At 73.2% G+C, this 14,607-nt stretch carries 14 protein-coding genes; 8 read left to right on the top strand and 6 right to left on the bottom strand.

Going from position 1 to position 14,607, the window contains the following annotated elements; all coding sequences use genetic code 11:
* The first annotated feature begins 3 nt into the window (after nt 1-3).
* Nucleotides 4-1,533: an amidohydrolase family protein gene (locus tag IO33_RS0124770; protein ID WP_078963879.1), complete on the top strand. Its 1,530-nt coding sequence runs from the start codon at nt 4-6 to the stop codon at nt 1,531-1,533.
* Complete coding sequence (locus tag IO33_RS0124765; RefSeq protein WP_031168712.1) at nt 1,530-2,240, top strand: sulfite exporter TauE/SafE family protein; 711 nt, start codon at nt 1,530-1,532, stop codon at nt 2,238-2,240. The genes IO33_RS0124770 and IO33_RS0124765 overlap by 4 nt, the downstream gene beginning before the upstream one ends.
* A 133-nt stretch (nt 2,241-2,373) precedes the next feature.
* Here the strand turns inward: IO33_RS0124765 and IO33_RS0124760 are convergent, their stop codons facing one another.
* Nucleotides 2,374-3,432 (bottom strand): substrate-binding domain-containing protein, encoded by a 1,059-nt coding sequence (locus IO33_RS0124760; protein ID WP_031168710.1) that lies wholly within the window; start codon nt 3,430-3,432, stop codon nt 2,374-2,376.
* 197 nt (nt 3,433-3,629) lie between these two features.
* Between IO33_RS0124760 and IO33_RS0124755 the strand changes: the two genes are divergently transcribed.
* Entirely contained in the window at nt 3,630-5,108 is a 1,479-nt protein-coding gene (locus IO33_RS0124755; protein WP_031168708.1) for a glutamate-cysteine ligase family protein, read from the top strand.
* Nucleotides 5,109-5,114: 6 nt separating this feature from the next.
* On the opposite strand, the gene IO33_RS0124750 is transcribed toward IO33_RS0124755, so the two are convergent.
* Both IO33_RS0124750 and IO33_RS0124745 read right to left on the bottom strand, forming a co-directional pair.
* On the bottom strand, nt 5,115-6,482 hold the full coding sequence (locus IO33_RS0124750; RefSeq protein WP_031168706.1) for a S41 family peptidase: 1,368 nt from the start codon (nt 6,480-6,482) through the stop codon (nt 5,115-5,117).
* A 156-nt stretch (nt 6,483-6,638) separates the two neighbouring features.
* Entirely contained in the window at nt 6,639-7,007 is a 369-nt protein-coding gene (locus tag IO33_RS0124745) for a winged helix-turn-helix transcriptional regulator (protein ID WP_031168704.1), read from the bottom strand.
* A gap of 147 nt (nt 7,008-7,154) precedes the next feature.
* On the opposite strand from IO33_RS0124745, the gene IO33_RS0124740 reads away from it, so the two are divergent.
* Nucleotides 7,155-7,805, top strand: coding sequence for an FMN-dependent NADH-azoreductase (locus IO33_RS0124740; RefSeq protein WP_031168702.1), 651 nt, complete (start codon nt 7,155-7,157; stop codon nt 7,803-7,805).
* A gap of 183 nt (nt 7,806-7,988) precedes the next feature.
* The gene (locus tag IO33_RS0124735) at nt 7,989-8,777 is read left to right on the top strand and encodes a thioesterase family protein (RefSeq protein WP_031168700.1); all 789 of its coding nucleotides are present in this window, start codon (nt 7,989-7,991) and stop codon (nt 8,775-8,777) included.
* Between the two features lie 235 nt (nt 8,778-9,012).
* Here the strand turns inward: IO33_RS0124735 and IO33_RS0124730 are convergent, their stop codons facing one another.
* Nucleotides 9,013-9,786: an EamA family transporter gene (locus IO33_RS0124730; protein ID WP_245235877.1), complete on the bottom strand. Its 774-nt coding sequence runs from the start codon at nt 9,784-9,786 to the stop codon at nt 9,013-9,015.
* Between the two features lie 270 nt (nt 9,787-10,056).
* On the opposite strand from IO33_RS0124730, the gene IO33_RS0124725 reads away from it, so the two are divergent.
* Nucleotides 10,057-10,665 (top strand): flavin reductase family protein, encoded by a 609-nt coding sequence (locus IO33_RS0124725; RefSeq protein ID WP_031168696.1) that lies wholly within the window; start codon nt 10,057-10,059, stop codon nt 10,663-10,665.
* Nucleotides 10,666-10,678: 13 nt separating this feature from the next.
* Here the strand turns inward: IO33_RS0124725 and IO33_RS0124720 are convergent, their stop codons facing one another.
* Both IO33_RS0124720 and IO33_RS0124715 read right to left on the bottom strand, forming a co-directional pair.
* A complete protein-coding gene (locus IO33_RS0124720) occupies nt 10,679-11,440 on the bottom strand; it encodes a PDC sensor domain-containing protein (RefSeq protein ID WP_031168694.1) in 762 nt (253 codons plus the stop codon).
* Between the two features lie 37 nt (nt 11,441-11,477).
* Entirely contained in the window at nt 11,478-12,236 is a 759-nt protein-coding gene (locus tag IO33_RS0124715) for a FadR/GntR family transcriptional regulator (RefSeq protein ID WP_209438910.1), read from the bottom strand.
* 92 nt (nt 12,237-12,328) lie between these two features.
* Here IO33_RS0124715 and IO33_RS0124710 point away from each other — a divergent pair, with 92 nt between their 5' ends.
* Nucleotides 12,329-13,360: an ABC transporter ATP-binding protein gene (locus tag IO33_RS0124710; RefSeq protein ID WP_031168690.1), complete on the top strand. Its 1,032-nt coding sequence runs from the start codon at nt 12,329-12,331 to the stop codon at nt 13,358-13,360.
* 38 nt (nt 13,361-13,398) lie between these two features.
* Complete coding sequence (locus IO33_RS0124705) at nt 13,399-14,607, top strand: ABC transporter substrate-binding protein (RefSeq protein ID WP_209438909.1); 1,209 nt, start codon at nt 13,399-13,401, stop codon at nt 14,605-14,607.

Here is a 14,607-nt window from a genome sequence, read left to right as displayed (position 1 = left end):
AGCATGACCGGCCTGACCCCCGACCGGCTCCGCCGTGACGCGCTGCTGCTGGTCCCCGATGTGACGCTGACCCCCGAGGGCCCGCTGGAGCTGCACGCGGTGGTCGTGCGGGACGGCGTGTTCCGCGACGTGGGCCCGGTCGAGCGGATCGTCCGTACGCACCCGTCCCTGACCCCCGTCCGGCTGCCCGGGCATGTCCTGATGCCGGGCTTCGTCGACGCCCACCACCATCTGACGCAGAGCTTCGGCGGCGCCCTCGCCTTCGGGGAGCCGTCGGAGATCTTCCGCCGGGTGTGGGTGCCGCTGGAGCGCGCCCTGGACGAGGAGTCGGCGTACGTCGCCGCGAAACTGGCCGCGCTGGAGGCCCTGCGGGGCGGTTTCACGACGGTCGCCGAGGCGGGGACCCGGGCCACGGTGGACGTGGACGTGGTGGCCTCGGCCGCACGCGACGCGGGCATCCGCTGTGTCCTGGGGCTCGTCTGCAACGACGCCGCGGACGGCGCCGCCGACGACGCGGACCCCCGGGCCGTTTTCACCGCTGCCGAGCGGCACCTCGCGCGCTACGGCGCCGACGGCCTGGTCCACCCCTCGCTCGCCGTGTCCGTGCCGGAGGCCGCGACCGCGCCCACGCTGGCCGCGACGGCGCGGCTCGCCGCCGAGGCGGGCACGGTCGTACAGATCCATGTCAACGAACACCTGGTAGCCGTCGAGCGCTCCCTGGTCCGGCACGGGCTGCGGCCTCTGGAGTATCTGCACCATGTGGGTGCGCTGGGCCCGCAGTTGCTGGCCGCGCACGCCACGCTGCTCACCCCGGCCGAGGTCACGCTGCTCGCCGACAGCGGCGCGGCGGTGAGCTACAACCCGGTCGCCAGCGCGTGGAAGGGCAACGCCGTCGCCCCCGCGACCACCTTCGCCGAGCGCGGCATCCGGTTCGGGCTCGGCACCGACGGGACCCGCGGGGACGGCTTCCGGCTGGCGGACGCGGCGGAGTTCGCGCAGCGGCTCACCTACGGCCTGGCCAGCGGCGACTCGTCCTGCGGCGCCGGCTGGACCTGGTGGGAGCGGGCCACGGCGGGCGGCGCGGACGCGGTCGGACTCGGCCGGCGCACGGGACGGGTGGTGCCGGGCGCCGCCGCCGACTTCCTCCTGGTGGACGTCACGGGGCCGGAGATGCAGCCGTCCTGGGACCTGCCGTGGGAGCTGGTCCGGCGCGGCAACCGGGACCAGCTCACCGCCGTGTTCGTCGCCGGGCGGCTGCGCCTGTGGCACGGCTGGCCGCCGGACTGGGACGGACCGGCGCTGGTCCGGCGGGCCGCCGAGCTGGGCCCCCGTGTGGTACGGCGGGCCGGGGTGACACGGGCCCATCCGACATCGGTGACGGCACGGCGACGTGCGGCGACGCCGGACGCCTCCGCGGCCCCGCACACCACGCCCGCGGTCCCGCCCCCGCACGGCTCGGTGGTCCCCGCCCCGCCTCCCGCCGGGCCCGCTGTCCCTTCCCCGGCCCTGCCCTGTCCCGGCGGCCGGCGGTGAGCGCCGGCACGCTGGCGGTGCTCGCCTTGACCGTGGCCGCAGCCGCGTTCGTGCAGGGGACCAGCGGCCTCGGGTTCGCACTGATCGTCGCGCCGGTCGCCGGCCTGCTCGATCCGGCACTGCTGCCCGTGTTCGTGCTGACCGCGATGATCCCGCTGAACCTGTACGTCGCCTGGCGCGAGCGGCACAGCCTCGACCTGCGCGGCGCCCGGTGGATCACCGCGGCACGGCTGACGGCGACACCGGCGGGGCTGGCGCTGCTGTGGGCGATCCCGGCGGGCGCCCTCGGAGCCGTCGTCGGCGCGGCCACGGTACTGGCGGCGGTGGTGAGCCTCGTCGTGCCGTCGTTCGTGCCCGGGCGCGGCGCCTATGTGGGCGCCGGTGTCGTCACCGGACTGACCGAGACCGCGACCGGCGTGGGCGGCCCGCCCCTGGCCCTCGTCTACCAGCACCGGCCGCCGGGCGAGCTGCGGGCGACGGTCGCCGCCTGCTTCCTGGTGGGCGAAGTCGCCTCGCTCCTCCTGCTGTTCGTCACCGGTCGCGGACGTCCGGCGGACATGGGCTGGGCGCTCCTGCTGCTGCCCGCACTCGCCGCAGGAGCCTGGCTGAGCCGCCTCGTGCACCACCGTGTCGACGCCCGCCGCATGCGCGCCTTCGTCCTCGTCTTCGCCCTGGTGTCCGGAATAGCACTGATGACGACAACGTGAACCGACCAGCCCCTGCCGTACGGGCCCGGACGTCCGGCGGACACCGGGCGGGCTCCCTGCTGCTGCCCGCGCTCGCCGCGGGAGCCCGCAGGGCCGCGAGCCGGCCGCCCCCCGCCGTGCCGGGTGGGGTCCGTCAGACGTGCTCGGCGGGTGGCGGGCGGCGCAGCGAGGAGGCGCGCGCCACGAGCCGGGGCTCGGCGGCGGGTGCGTCGGGTCCGGCCGTGCCGGTGGCCGGTCGCGTTCCCAGCCGGGCGAGCAGCAGTTCCACCGCGTCCGCGGCGGCCCGGTCCAGCCGCAGGTCGACCGCGGTGAGCGGCGGTTCACAGGTGCGGGCGCGCAGCCCGTCGTAGCGGGTGACGACCATGACGTCGTCGGGGACCCGGCGTCCAGCCTCCCGCAGTGCCCGTACGGCCCCGACGGCGAAGGCGTCGACCAGCACGCACAGCGCGTCGATGCCGGGGTGTTCCGCGAGCAGCGCGGCGCATCGGTCGTACCCCGCCTGCTCGCCGCCGTCCTCCGGGGCGGTGGCGACGATCGGCGGCCAGCCGTGTGCGGCGGCGGTCCGTTCGTAGGCCGCGCGGGCGTCCACCGAGGAGTGACGGGTGCCCGCGCCGACGACGAGTGCCGGGCTGCGGGCGCCCTGGTCGCGCAGGTGGTCCAGGAGCAGTTCGACCACCCTGCCGCCGTGCAGGTCCACGTAGGGGGCGTCGTCGCCGGGCGCGGTGGGCCGGCCCAGGGCGACGTACGGCAGTCCGCGCTCGCGCAGTTGGGCCGCGGCCGCGTCCTCCGCCTCGGGCTCGACGACGATCGCGCCGTCGATGTCGACGGAGTACAGCGCTGATTCGGACTGCACGGGCGGGATCAGCACCAGGGCGTAGCCGTGGACGAGGGCCCGCTCGGCCGCGGCGGCGGCCACCTCCATGTAGAAGCCGAGCCGCGAGGGGCCGCCGGCGACCGCGAACGGCATCGAGGACGCCAGCGCGATGGCCTTGGCCTGGCCCCGGCGCAGCCGCTGGGCGCGCAGGTTGGGCCGGTATCCCAGCTCGGCGGCGATCTTCCTGATGCGTTCGCGGGTCCGCGGGTCGACCTTGCCGATGCCGTTGAGGGCGTGGGACACCGTGGTCCGCGACACCGACGCCGCCGCGGCGACGTCGGCGATCGTGGGCCGGCGAGCGCCGTGCGAGGGGGTCATGGGCTCATCTTCGCAATCTCCGCTGCGCGGAGCCACCTCCCCCTGACCGCCGGTCGGCACGGGCGCAGGAAGGGGGATGTCTCTCATCGGTGTGAAGGCGGGGGGCGGACCGGGAGTGGGGCTGCGCTTGGTGAGGCTCGCGTGATGGTGCGACTCTGGGTGGAGAGGTCTGCGACGAGGGCATTCCTGGAGGGCCGATGGGACGTGACGTCCCGGCGCTCGTCTTCACCCGCGAGGACCGCCGCCGGTACCGGATCAAGATGCACGAGTGCCTCGACGCGCTGGCGCAGATGCTGCGCGAGTCACGGTTCGAGTCGGAGCGGCCGCAGGTCGGCCTGGAGATAGAGCTGAACCTGGTGGGCGACGAGGCCGAGCCCGCGATGCGCAACACCGATGCGCTGAAGGCGATCTCCGACCCGGCCTGGTCCACCGAGCTGGGCCGGTTCAACCTGGAGATCAACGTCCCGCCCCGGCGGCTGACGGCGGGCGGTCCCGACGCGTGGGAGTCGGAGATCCGCGCCGCCCTGAACCACGCCGACGAGCGGGCCCGGTCGATCGGCACCCGGCTGATCATCATCGGGATCCTGCCCACCCTGCGCCAGGAGGACATCGGCGAGGAGACCCTGTCGGAGAACCCGCGCTACCAGTTGCTCAACGACCAGATCTTCGCGGCCCGGGGTGAGGACCTGCGCATCGAGGTGGACGGCGTGGACCGGCTGCGCACCTACGCGGACACCATCACCCCGGAGGCCGCGTGCACGAGCACGCAGTTCCATCTCCAGGTGTCGCCCGAGGAGTTCGCCGGCTACTGGAACGCGGCACAGGCCATCGCCGGGGTCCAGGTCGCCCTGGCGGCGAACTCGCCGTTCCTGTTCGGCAAGGAGCTGTGGCACGAGACGCGTATCCCGCTGTTCGAACAGGCCACGGACACCCGGCCGGAGGAGATCAAGGTGCAGGGCGTACGGCCCCGGGTGTGGTTCGGGGAGCGGTGGATCAACAGCGTCTTCGACCTCTTCGAGGAGAATCTGCGCTACTTCCCGGCGCTCCTCCCGCTGTGCGACGAGCAGGACCCGGTGGAGACGCTGGACCGCGGAGACGTCCCCGAGCTGGGCGAGCTGACCCTGCACAACGGCACGATCTACCGCTGGAACCGCCCGGTGTACGCCGTCTCGCACGACCTCCCGCACATCCGGGTGGAGAACCGGGTGCTGCCCGCCGGGCCGACCGTCGCCGACACCCTCGCCAACGGCGCCTTCTACTACGGGCTCACCCGCGCCCTGGTGGAGGAGGACCGGCCGGTGTGGTCGCGGATGTCGTTCGCGGCCGCCGAGGACAATCTGCACACCGCCGCCCGGCACGGCATCGACGCCCTGCTGTACTGGCCCGGGATGGGCGAGGTGCCCGTGCCGGAACTGGTCCTGCGGCGGCTGCTGCCGCTGGCCCACCGGGGCCTGGAGCTGTCCGGCATGGACGACGCGTGGCGGGAGCCGCTGCTCGGCATCATCGAGCAGCGCTGCGTGACGGCACGCAACGGCGCCGTGTGGCAGAAGGAGATGTTCCACCACCTCGACGCCACCGAGCACGCCGGCCGGCACGAGGCGTTGCGCCGGATGACCCAGCTGTACATCGACTACATGCACCTCAACGCCCCGGCCCACACCTGGCCGGTGGACTGAGCCGGCTCAGCGCCTCAGGAGGTTGACGGCGCGATCGAAGGCCGAGTCACGGTTCTTGGCGAACTCCTCCTTGGTGAAGACCGGTTCGGTCAGCTGCGGCGGGATGCCCGTGCCGTCGAAGGTGCGGCCGGTGCGGGTCAGGAACTCCTCGTTCGGCAGGCCGAAGAGCAGTCCGTCGGGCAGGGACCGCACCATCACGTCCGAGAAGACGCCCTGGGTGGGCTGTCCGATCCGCACGGTCCGCCCGGGCCGGTCCATGAGGGCCTGGGTGAAGGTCTCGCCCGCGCTGACCGTCGAGCCGCCGGTGAGGACGGCGACCGGGCCGGTGTAGCGGGGCGCGTCGGCCGGGACGACGTGCACGGGTTCGGGGCGGGTGTGCCGGGTGGGGTCGGCCGGGTCGTTGCGGGCCCGCTTCGCGTACGCGGTGTACGGCGTGTCGGTCAGCCGCCGGGCGATGCGGATGCCGAGGCGGTCGGAGCCGCCGCCGTTGATCCGCAGGTCGATGACGAGCCCCTTGAGCCGCGCGATGCGGGCCGGGGTGAGCACGGTGTCCAACGCCCGGTCGAGTTCGGCCTGTTCGGCGGTGAACGGCGCGTTCTCGCCGGCGTATCCGCCGAACCCGGAGATGCGCAGATAGCCGGCGCCGGCGGGCAGGTCGGCGTAGGTGATCCGGCCGGCGGCGAAGTCCTGGCGGTACGGCACGTCCTTGAGGTCGCGGGCCACGACGAACTTCTTGACCTTGGCGTCCAGCTGCGGGCCCGGGTTCTGCGTGCCGGGGCGGACCTGGCCGAAGATGCGGTTGCCGTCCATCACCGTGACGTGGGCGTCGTACAGCGGACGCACCATCCGGCTGAGGATGCCGAAGAGTTCGTCCTTGGTGGTGTCCTTGTGCACCAGCGGCCGGTACCGGTCGCGGACGGCGTGCCAGTCGATGCCCTTCCGGGCGAAGAAGGGGTAGTTCTCCTCGAAGGTGTGCCAGAAGATGTCGAAGGCGGTGCGCGGGTCGGCGGCGGCCGGGCGGGTGCAGTGGGCGGGCACGGCGCTCAGGCGGCGCAGCTTCCGGTGGCCGACCGAGCTGTCCGCGGCGAGCAGCGCGTGGTCGCGGTCGTGCACGGTCCGCACGGTGAGCACCGACCCGTCCGGGGCCGCGTAGGTCCATGGGCCGGTCTGCGGGGACGTGTCTCCCTTGAGACAGCTGACGGATGTCGTCTGGTACTCCTGCAGCACTCCGCCGCCGAGGACGAGGACGGTGCCGTAGCCGTCCATGCGCCACACCCCGTCGGTGCCGGGCGGCCCCGGTCGTGCGGCGGCCGCGGCCGGTAAGGCTCCGGCGGCGAGGAGCAGGGTGGCGGCGGTGGCCGTGAGGGTGCGCACGAGCATGTCCTTCCGACGTCAGTGCGGGAAGGACCACCGTCGCCGACCCGCCCGGGCCCGCACCATCCGGCAGTCCGGTGGGCCGGGAGGGGGGACAGCCCCCGTACCGTCACCCGGGCAGGTGCAAAGACGTCGTGACGCGGGGTTCGGCCGGCGTCAGCGCGTCATGCCGGGGCAGGTGGGCGCGTCCGGGAGGTGGGACTTCGCCCACTCGGCCAGTTCCCGCAGCGCGGGCTCCAGGGCGGCCCCCGCCTCGGTCAGCCGGTAGGACACCCGCAGCGGCGGACCCGCGTCGACCTCGCGTAGTACGAGTCCGGCCGCGCCCAGTTCCGCGAGCCGGTCGGACAGCATGCGCTCGCTGATGCCGGGGACGGCCCGGCGCAGGTCGGCGAAGTGTGCGGGCTGTTCCACCAGGACGGCCACGATGGGGCCGCTCCAGCGTTTTCCGAGCAGCTGGAAGACACGGGTGATGCCATCGTCCACCCGCTTGCACGCCGCGCTGTCGTGGGTCATGTCCGCCGCCATGCGCTCAGGGTACTACCTTGCCGTAGGGGGATGAAAAAAAGTAAGTCCCTGTGCTACAGATAGTTCTGTACGAAAGTTCAGCCCCTCCGCCAGGCGGCGGGCTACCTCACCCCCATATTTCCTTTTCACCCCTTTTTCGGAGTCACCATGGCCACCCTGCTGCACATCGACTCGTCCGTGTCCCCGGCCGAGGCCTCCGCCTCGCGCGCCGTGGCGGCGGCCTTCCGCGCGCACTGGCAGGAGCAGCACCCCGACGGCACGGTCGTCTACCGCGACCTGTCGGCCCAGCCCGTCCCGCACATCACCGCCGACGCGCACACCGCCGGCTTCGCCGACCCCGCGTCGCACACACCCGGACAGGCCGCGGCCTTCGCCGAGCGCGTCCGGCTGATCGAGGAGCTGGAACAGGCGGACGCCGTGCTGATCGGCGCCCCGATGTACAACTTCTCGATCCCCTCGACCCTGAAGGCGTGGCTGGACAACGTCATCCTCATCGGCCGTACCGCGGGCGAGGCCCCGTCCGCCAAGGGCACCCCGGTGACCGTGGTGGCCAGCCGGGGCGGCTCGTACGCGCCGGGCACCCCGCGCGAGGGGTACGAGTACGTGCAGAACTACCTCTCGGCCGTCCTCGGCGACGCCCTCGGCCTGGACGTCGACTTCATCGTCCCGGAGCTGACCATGGCCCCGCAGAACCCGGCGATGGCCGAGCTGGTCCCGCTGTACGAGGCCTCCCGCGACCGCGCCCTGGAGGAGGCCGCCACGAAGGCCAAGCAGCTCGCGGAGCGCTTCGCGGCCTGATCCGCCCGCTCCCGCCCGGGCGCCGCCACCCAGGGGGACGGCGTCCGGGTCACCGAGCCGGCTCTGCGGGCGCAGCACGAAGAAGGTCAAGAGAACCGGTGCCCCGCACACCGTCAAGGATGTACCGTGCAACGATCTGCTCGGCGCCCTGGGCGTGAGGACACCGGTGAGGAGAGGCACGCGTTGACCGCCAGCTACTTCGAGCGCATCGACCGGCATCGCTACAAGCCCACCCCGCACGCGAGCGGCGCGTGGGACCCGGACGAGCAGCACGTGAGCCCGCTGGCCGGACTCGTGGTCCACGCGATCGACCAGTACCGCGCCGAACGCCCGCCGAGCGGGCTGCTCCTGTCGCGGATCAGCTTCGACATCCTGGGCCGCCTCGCCCTGGACGAGTGCGAGGTCCGGGTGGAGTCGATCCGGCCCGGCCGCACCATCGAGCTCCTCGAAGCGGTCGTACACATCGGGGACCGGCCGGTGGTGCGGGCCCGGGCCTGGCTGCTCACCGAGGCGGACACCGGCGCGGTGGCCGGCGGCGCCGACGCCCGCCTGCCCTCGCCGGACGGCCTGCCCGGCCGGTCCCTGACCTCCGTCTGGCCCGGCGGCCACTGCGCGTCCGTCGACATACGGCCGGTCGGCACCCCGGAGCCGGGCCGCGCCACGGCCTGGCTCGCCACGGATCTCGATCTCGTCGCCGGCGAGCCGAGCAGCCCTCTCGCGTCCTATGTCGCCCTCGTCGACACGGCCAACGGCATCGCCGTGCGCCGTCCGCCGGCCGAGTGGATGTTCCCCAACGTCGACCTGACGATCCATCTGCACCGGCAGCCGGAGGGCCGCTGGGTCGGCCTGGACACCACGGTCGTCTTCGGCCCCACCGGCCAGGGCCTCACCAGCAGCGTCCTGCACGACGTCCACGGCCCGGTCGGCCAGGCCCAGCAGATCCTCACGGTACGCCCGCTGCCCGGCCGGTGACGCCAGGGGCCGGTGTTCCACCGCGCGGGAAGGCCGTTGCGGGACCGGTGGCGGGACCCACACCGTCCCCGCCGAGGACGAAGGTGCGGGGGCGGGCCGGCTCCGCACCGGTGCGGGGCGCGGCCCACTGCCCTTTCGCCTGCCGGTGCCCCGCCCGCCGGACCGCGGCCCTCACGCGCTCGGCGGCCTCGGCGTCATCGCGTCCCGGTGGACCGCTGGGCCGATCAGGCGTGCCCTACCCCTCCCGGGCGCCGGCCTCGGCGTGGGCGGCGGCACGCGCCACGTCTTCCCGCCTCTCCCCGCGCGTCGCCCCCAGCGAGGCGAGCCCCACCGCCGCCACTCCCGCCCACTGGGTCACTGCGAGGTGCTGGCCGAGGAAGAGCAGGCCGACCAGGGCACCGACCCCCGGTTCCAGGCTGGTGAGCACGCCGAAGGCGCGCGGCGTGAGGCGGCGCAGGGCTTCCATCTGGAACGTGTAGGGCACGACGCTGGAGAGGAGGGCGACCGCCGCGGCCAGCGTGAGTGTGCCCGGGTCCAGAAGGCGGACGCCTGCCTGTGTGATGCCGTAGGGGAGGCTGAGCAGCGCTCCCCAGGTGACGGCCAGCGCGAGGCCGCCGCCGTCGGGGACGCGCAGGGCCAGCCGTCTGCCGACCAGGATGTATCCGCCCCAGCAGCAACCGGCCAGGGTGGCGCAGGCGACGCCGGTGGGGTCCAGGGCCGTACCGGAGCCGCTGAGCAGGAGCACGCCCGTGGCGGCGAGGCCTGCCCACATGAGGTCGGGAGCGCGGCGCGAGCCGCACAGGGCGAGGGCGAACGGGCCGAGGAACTCCAGGGTGGTGGCGGCGCCCAGCGGCAGCCGGGCGACCGCCTCGTAGTACGCGAGATGGTGCACGGCGAGCAGCGTTCCGGCCGCCACCGCGATGCCCAGGCCGGCCCGGTCGCCGCGGATCCGGGGCCGCCACAGGGTGGTGAGGACGAGCGCGGCGACGGCCAGCCGCAGGGTCACCACGCCGGCCGGTCCCACGGCGGAGTAGAGACGGGTCGTCAGCGCGGCGCCGCCCTGCAGGCCGAGGATTCCGCCGAGGACGAGCCCCGGGGCGGGTACGGTGCCCAGTCCCCGGACGAGGGCCGGTGCGATGCGTGCGCGAAGGGTGGGGCGGGGGCTGATGGGTATCGGGCTCCTTGTGCGGCCGGCCTCGCACCCTAGACGGCGGGCCGGTCGGTGATCAACAGTGGGGCGGGTGGCACGCTTGTCCGCGCCACCGCCTAGCGTGCTGTCATGCGCGTCGACTACTCACCCGAGGCCATGGGCGCCGGGGCGTTCTACCGTCTGCTCACGGCCGTCGTCGTCCCCCGGCCGATCGCCTGGGTCTCGACCCTGGCTCCGGACGGCGAGACGGCGAACCTCGCCCCTCACTCGTTCTTCACCGTGGCCTGCACCGATCCACCGGTCGTCCAGTTCACGTCGGTGGGCCGGAAGGACTCGCTGCGCAATGCCGAGGACACCGGCGAGTTCGTCGTGAACTTCGCCCCCGAGCCGCTCTTCTCCGAGATCAACGCGACGGCCACCGACTTCCCCCGCGACCGGGGCGAGTTCGACGCCGTGGGCATCGAGCGGGAGCCGTCCCTGCGGGTGCGGCCGCCGCGGGTGGCCGCGTCCCCGGTCGCCCTGGAATGCACGCTGCACTCGACGCTGCGCCTGGGCGATTCGACGGTGGTGTTCGGCCGGGTCGTGCACGCCGCGGTCCGCGAGGACGTGCTGGTGGACGGCCGGCCCGACATCGGGCGGCTGCGGCCGCTGTCCCGGCTGGGCGGCGCCGAGTGGGGCACGGTCGGCGAGGTCCGGGAGCTGGCCCGGGTGCCGTACCGGGACCCGGAGCACGGCTGAGCCGCCCGCCGCGTCAGGCGAGCACCAGCACGAGGGGCACGCCCCGGCACGGCACCAGGCGCATGCCGCCGTACACGCCGGGCCGTGCCGCGCTGAGGAGTGCACCGAAGTCCGGGCCCTTGGTGAGGGAGCCGGCCAGATGGGCGGGGTCGGCCGAGGCGGCGACCCGGCCCCGGGCGTTGACCAGATGCGCGGGGCGGGACAGCCGCCGCAGCAGCGGGAGGACGGCCGTCTCGAAGTGCCGCAGGTAGACGTCGGCGGCGGCCACTCCGGCGAACCGGCCCTGGAACCGGACGGGTTCGGACAGGGTCAGGCTGTACTCGTCGGAGCAGAGGTAGTCGACGTACGGTCCGGCCACCGCCCGGCGCCCGGTGTCGCGGGGCAGCGCGAACCAGTCCCAGTGCGTGTAGTCGGAGTACGCCGACTGGCCCGGGTCGAGATCGAGCAGGAGCGGGCGTACGTCACCGTCGGCGCCCGACTGCCACCACTCCAGCCAGGCGGGCACGTCGGTGAGCAGGCCGGGGGCCGCGACGAAACCGACGCCGGAGACCAGTTCCGCACGGGTCAGGTGCAGATGCAGTCCGGGGCGCAGGGCGGCGAGGTCGGCGCTGGCGGGCCGCCGGCCCTGAAAGGCCCCCCGGTGCAGCAGGGCCTCGGTGTCGGCGCGGGTGGCGGCGACGGTCTCGAAGACGGCTTCCAGCGCACCGCCGACCTGCGCGGCCACCCATGTCTCCGGCTCCGCGCCGAGGGTGGCGAGCCCGGGCCTGACGGCCATGGTGTCCTCCAGCGGACGGGAACCGGACGCGGTGCGGTCAGAGGGTGAGGCGTACGGCGACGAGCCGCGCCGTCGACTCCCTGACGCATCGCTCGGCCAGCGTGCCGGCCGTTTCGTGGGCCCCATCCTGCACGGCGGAGATGACGGAGCGGTGACGGTCCGCAACTTCTTCACGATATGCGCCATCGGCCAGGACGAGGCACAGCAGTGCGCCGATCTCGCTCTGCAGGGCGACCTGTTCGCGGGTGAGCCGGGCGGACTGGGCGGCTGCCGCGAGTTCGACGTGGAAGCGGCCGTACAGCCGGCTGCGTGCGGCCGCGTCCCGGGACTGGGCCAACTCCTCGGTGGTGCGGCGGAGTTGTCGGAGGTCCTCGGGTTCGGTGCGCTGCGCGGCGAGCCGGGCGGCGGCGCCGGACAGGGCGGCCCAGTGGTCGCCCAGGTCGCGCAGTTCCTCGGTGCTCCAGCCGCGCAGCCGGGCCCGCAGCCGGTCGTCGGCGGGGACCTCGGGGAGGGAGACGAAGCTGCCGCCGCCGCGGCCCCGGCGGGTGGTGACCAGGCCCTGTTGCCGCAGGGCCATGAGCGCTTCGCGCAGGGTCACGGTGGAGACGCCGAGGCGTGCGGCCAGCTCGCTCTCGCCGGGGAGCTGCTCGCCGTCGGCGAGGAGGCCGAGTTCTATGGCGTCGCCGAGGCGGCGGACGACCGCGTCCACGCGGGCCCGGTTGTCCACCGGGCTGAAGACGGCCTTACGGGCCGTCCCCTCGCTCTCCTGCTGTATCACGGTCACCACCTCGCGCATTGACTCAAGCTTTACCTTAAGGGGACCTTGAGCTTAGAACTATGACTTCATATGTTTGCTGTCAACGTACAGCGCGCCAGAAAGGTTCCCGTATGGAGGGAATTGCGATCCGGCTGCAGGACCTGCGGAAGTCGTTCGGCGAGACGACCGCGGTAGCCGGCGTCGACCTGGAGATCCGGGACGGGGAGTTCTTCTCGATGCTGGGGCCCTCCGGCTCGGGCAAGACGACCATCCTCCGGCTCCTCGCCGGGTTCGAGACACCGGACCGGGGCCGGATCGAACTCGCCGGTCAGGAGGTCACCGGCCTCGCCCCGTTCGAGCGGGACGTGCACACGGTCTTCCAGGACTACGCCCTCTTCCCGCACATGACGGTCGAGCAGAACGTCGCCTACGCCCTCAAGGTCCGCAAGGTACCGAAGGCCGAACGGCTCGTCCGCGCCCGCAAGGCCCTCGCCGAGGTCCGCCTGGAGGGCTACGGCCAACGGCGCCCGGCCCAGCTCTCCGGCGGACAGCGCCAGCGCGTCGCCCTCGCCCGCGCGCTCGTCGGCCGGCCCCGGGTGCTGCTCCTGGACGAACCCCTCGGCGCCCTCGACCTGAAGCTGCGCGAGCAGATGCAGGTGGAGCTGAAGGCGATCCAGCGGGAGGTCGGCATCACCTTCGTCTTCGTCACCCACGACCAGGAGGAGGCCCTGACGATGAGCGACCGCATCGCCGTCTTCGAGCAGGGCCGCATCGCCCAGGTCGGCACGCCCGCGGAGATATACGAGCGCCCCGCGACCCCCTTCGTCGCCTTCTTCGTCGGCACCTCGAACCTGCTCGACGGGGAGACGGCCCACCGGATCGTCGGCACCCCGGGCACCTACAACATCCGGCCGGAGAAGATCCGCGTCCTGAAGGAGTCCGCCGAGGCCGACCAGCCGGACCACACCTCCGTGACCGGCACGGTCGCCGAGGTCGTCTACCTCGGCGACGCCACCCGCTTCCTGGTCGACCTCGACGGCGGCGGCCGGCTCACCGCGCTCCAGCAGAACCTGGAGACCTCCTCCGAGGACGTCGCGGCCTACCGCGGCACCCGGGCGCGCCTGACATGGCACCGCCGGCACGCCGTCCGACTGCCCTCCTGACCTCTCCCCCCGGCATCTCCCCCGCCCTCCACGTCCCCATGGAGTACGTCGTGCGCCTCAACCGCATCCCCCGAGCCGCCGCCGCAGCCGCCGCGCTGCTGCTCGCCGCCGCCTGCGACTCCTCCGGCTCGGGCGGTTCGTCCGCCACCGGGCTCAACCCGCCCGACCTCAGGGCCCCGGCCAAGCTCGGCAGGACGGAGGGCCAGGTCAACCTGATCGCCTGGGCCGGCTATGTCGAGGACGGCTCCAACGACCCCAAGGTGGACTGGGTCAGCGACTTCGAGAAGCGGACGGGCTGTCAGGTCCACTCCAAGGTCGCCGCCAGCTCGGACGAGATGGTCAAGCTGATGAAGACCGGTGAGTACGACGCGGTCTCCGCCTCCGGCGACGCCTCCCTGCGCCTGATCGCCTCCGGCGACGCCGCCCCCGTCAACACCGCCCTCGTACCCCACTACAAGGACGTCTTCAGCGGGCTGAAGAACGGCGCCTGGAACTCGGTGAAGGGCCAGATGTACGGCATCCCGCACGGCCGCGGCGCCAACCTGCTGATGTACAACACCGAGAAGGTCAAGCCGGCGCCCACCTCCTGGTCGGCCGTCTTCGAGGGCGCCGCCAGGTACAAGGGGCATGTCACCGCCTACGACTCGCCGATCTACATCGCCGACGCGGCCCTCTACCTCAAGGCCACCAGGCCGGAGCTGAAGATCAAGGACCCGTACGCGCTCGACCAGAAGCAGTTCGACGCGGCCGTGGCCCTGCTGAAGCGGCAGAACGCCGACGTGGGCGAGTACTGGAGCGACTACCTCAAGGAGGTCTCCGCCTTCAAGAGCGGTGACTCGGTGGTCGGCACCACCTGGCAGGTCATCGCCAGCCTCGCCGCGTCCGAGGGCGCGAAGGTCAAGGCGCTGGTGCCGAAGGAGGGTTCGACCGGCTGGTCCGACACCTGGATGGTCTCCAGCAAGGCCAAACACCCCAACTGCGCCTACAGGTGGCTCGACTGGATCGTCTCACCCAAGGTCAACGCCCAGGTCGCCGAGTACTTCGGCGAGGCACCGGCCAACTCCAGGGCCTGCGCCGAGACCGGTGACAAGAACTTCTGCACGGTGTACCACGCCGCCGACGAGCGCTACTGGAAGAGGATCGCCTTCTGGAACACACCCATCGAGCAGTGCCTGGACGGCCGCAAGGACGTCCGGTGTGTGCCGTACGCGAAGTGGGTGCAGGCCTGGACCGAGATCAAGGGCTGA

The sequence above is a fragment of the Streptomyces durhamensis genome (genome assembly GCF_000725475.1).
Classification (GTDB): Bacteria; Actinomycetota; Actinomycetes; order Streptomycetales; family Streptomycetaceae; genus Streptomyces; species Streptomyces filipinensis.
The sequence above is the reverse complement of the archived record's forward strand: the minus strand, read 5'-3'. Positions and strand labels throughout refer to the sequence as shown.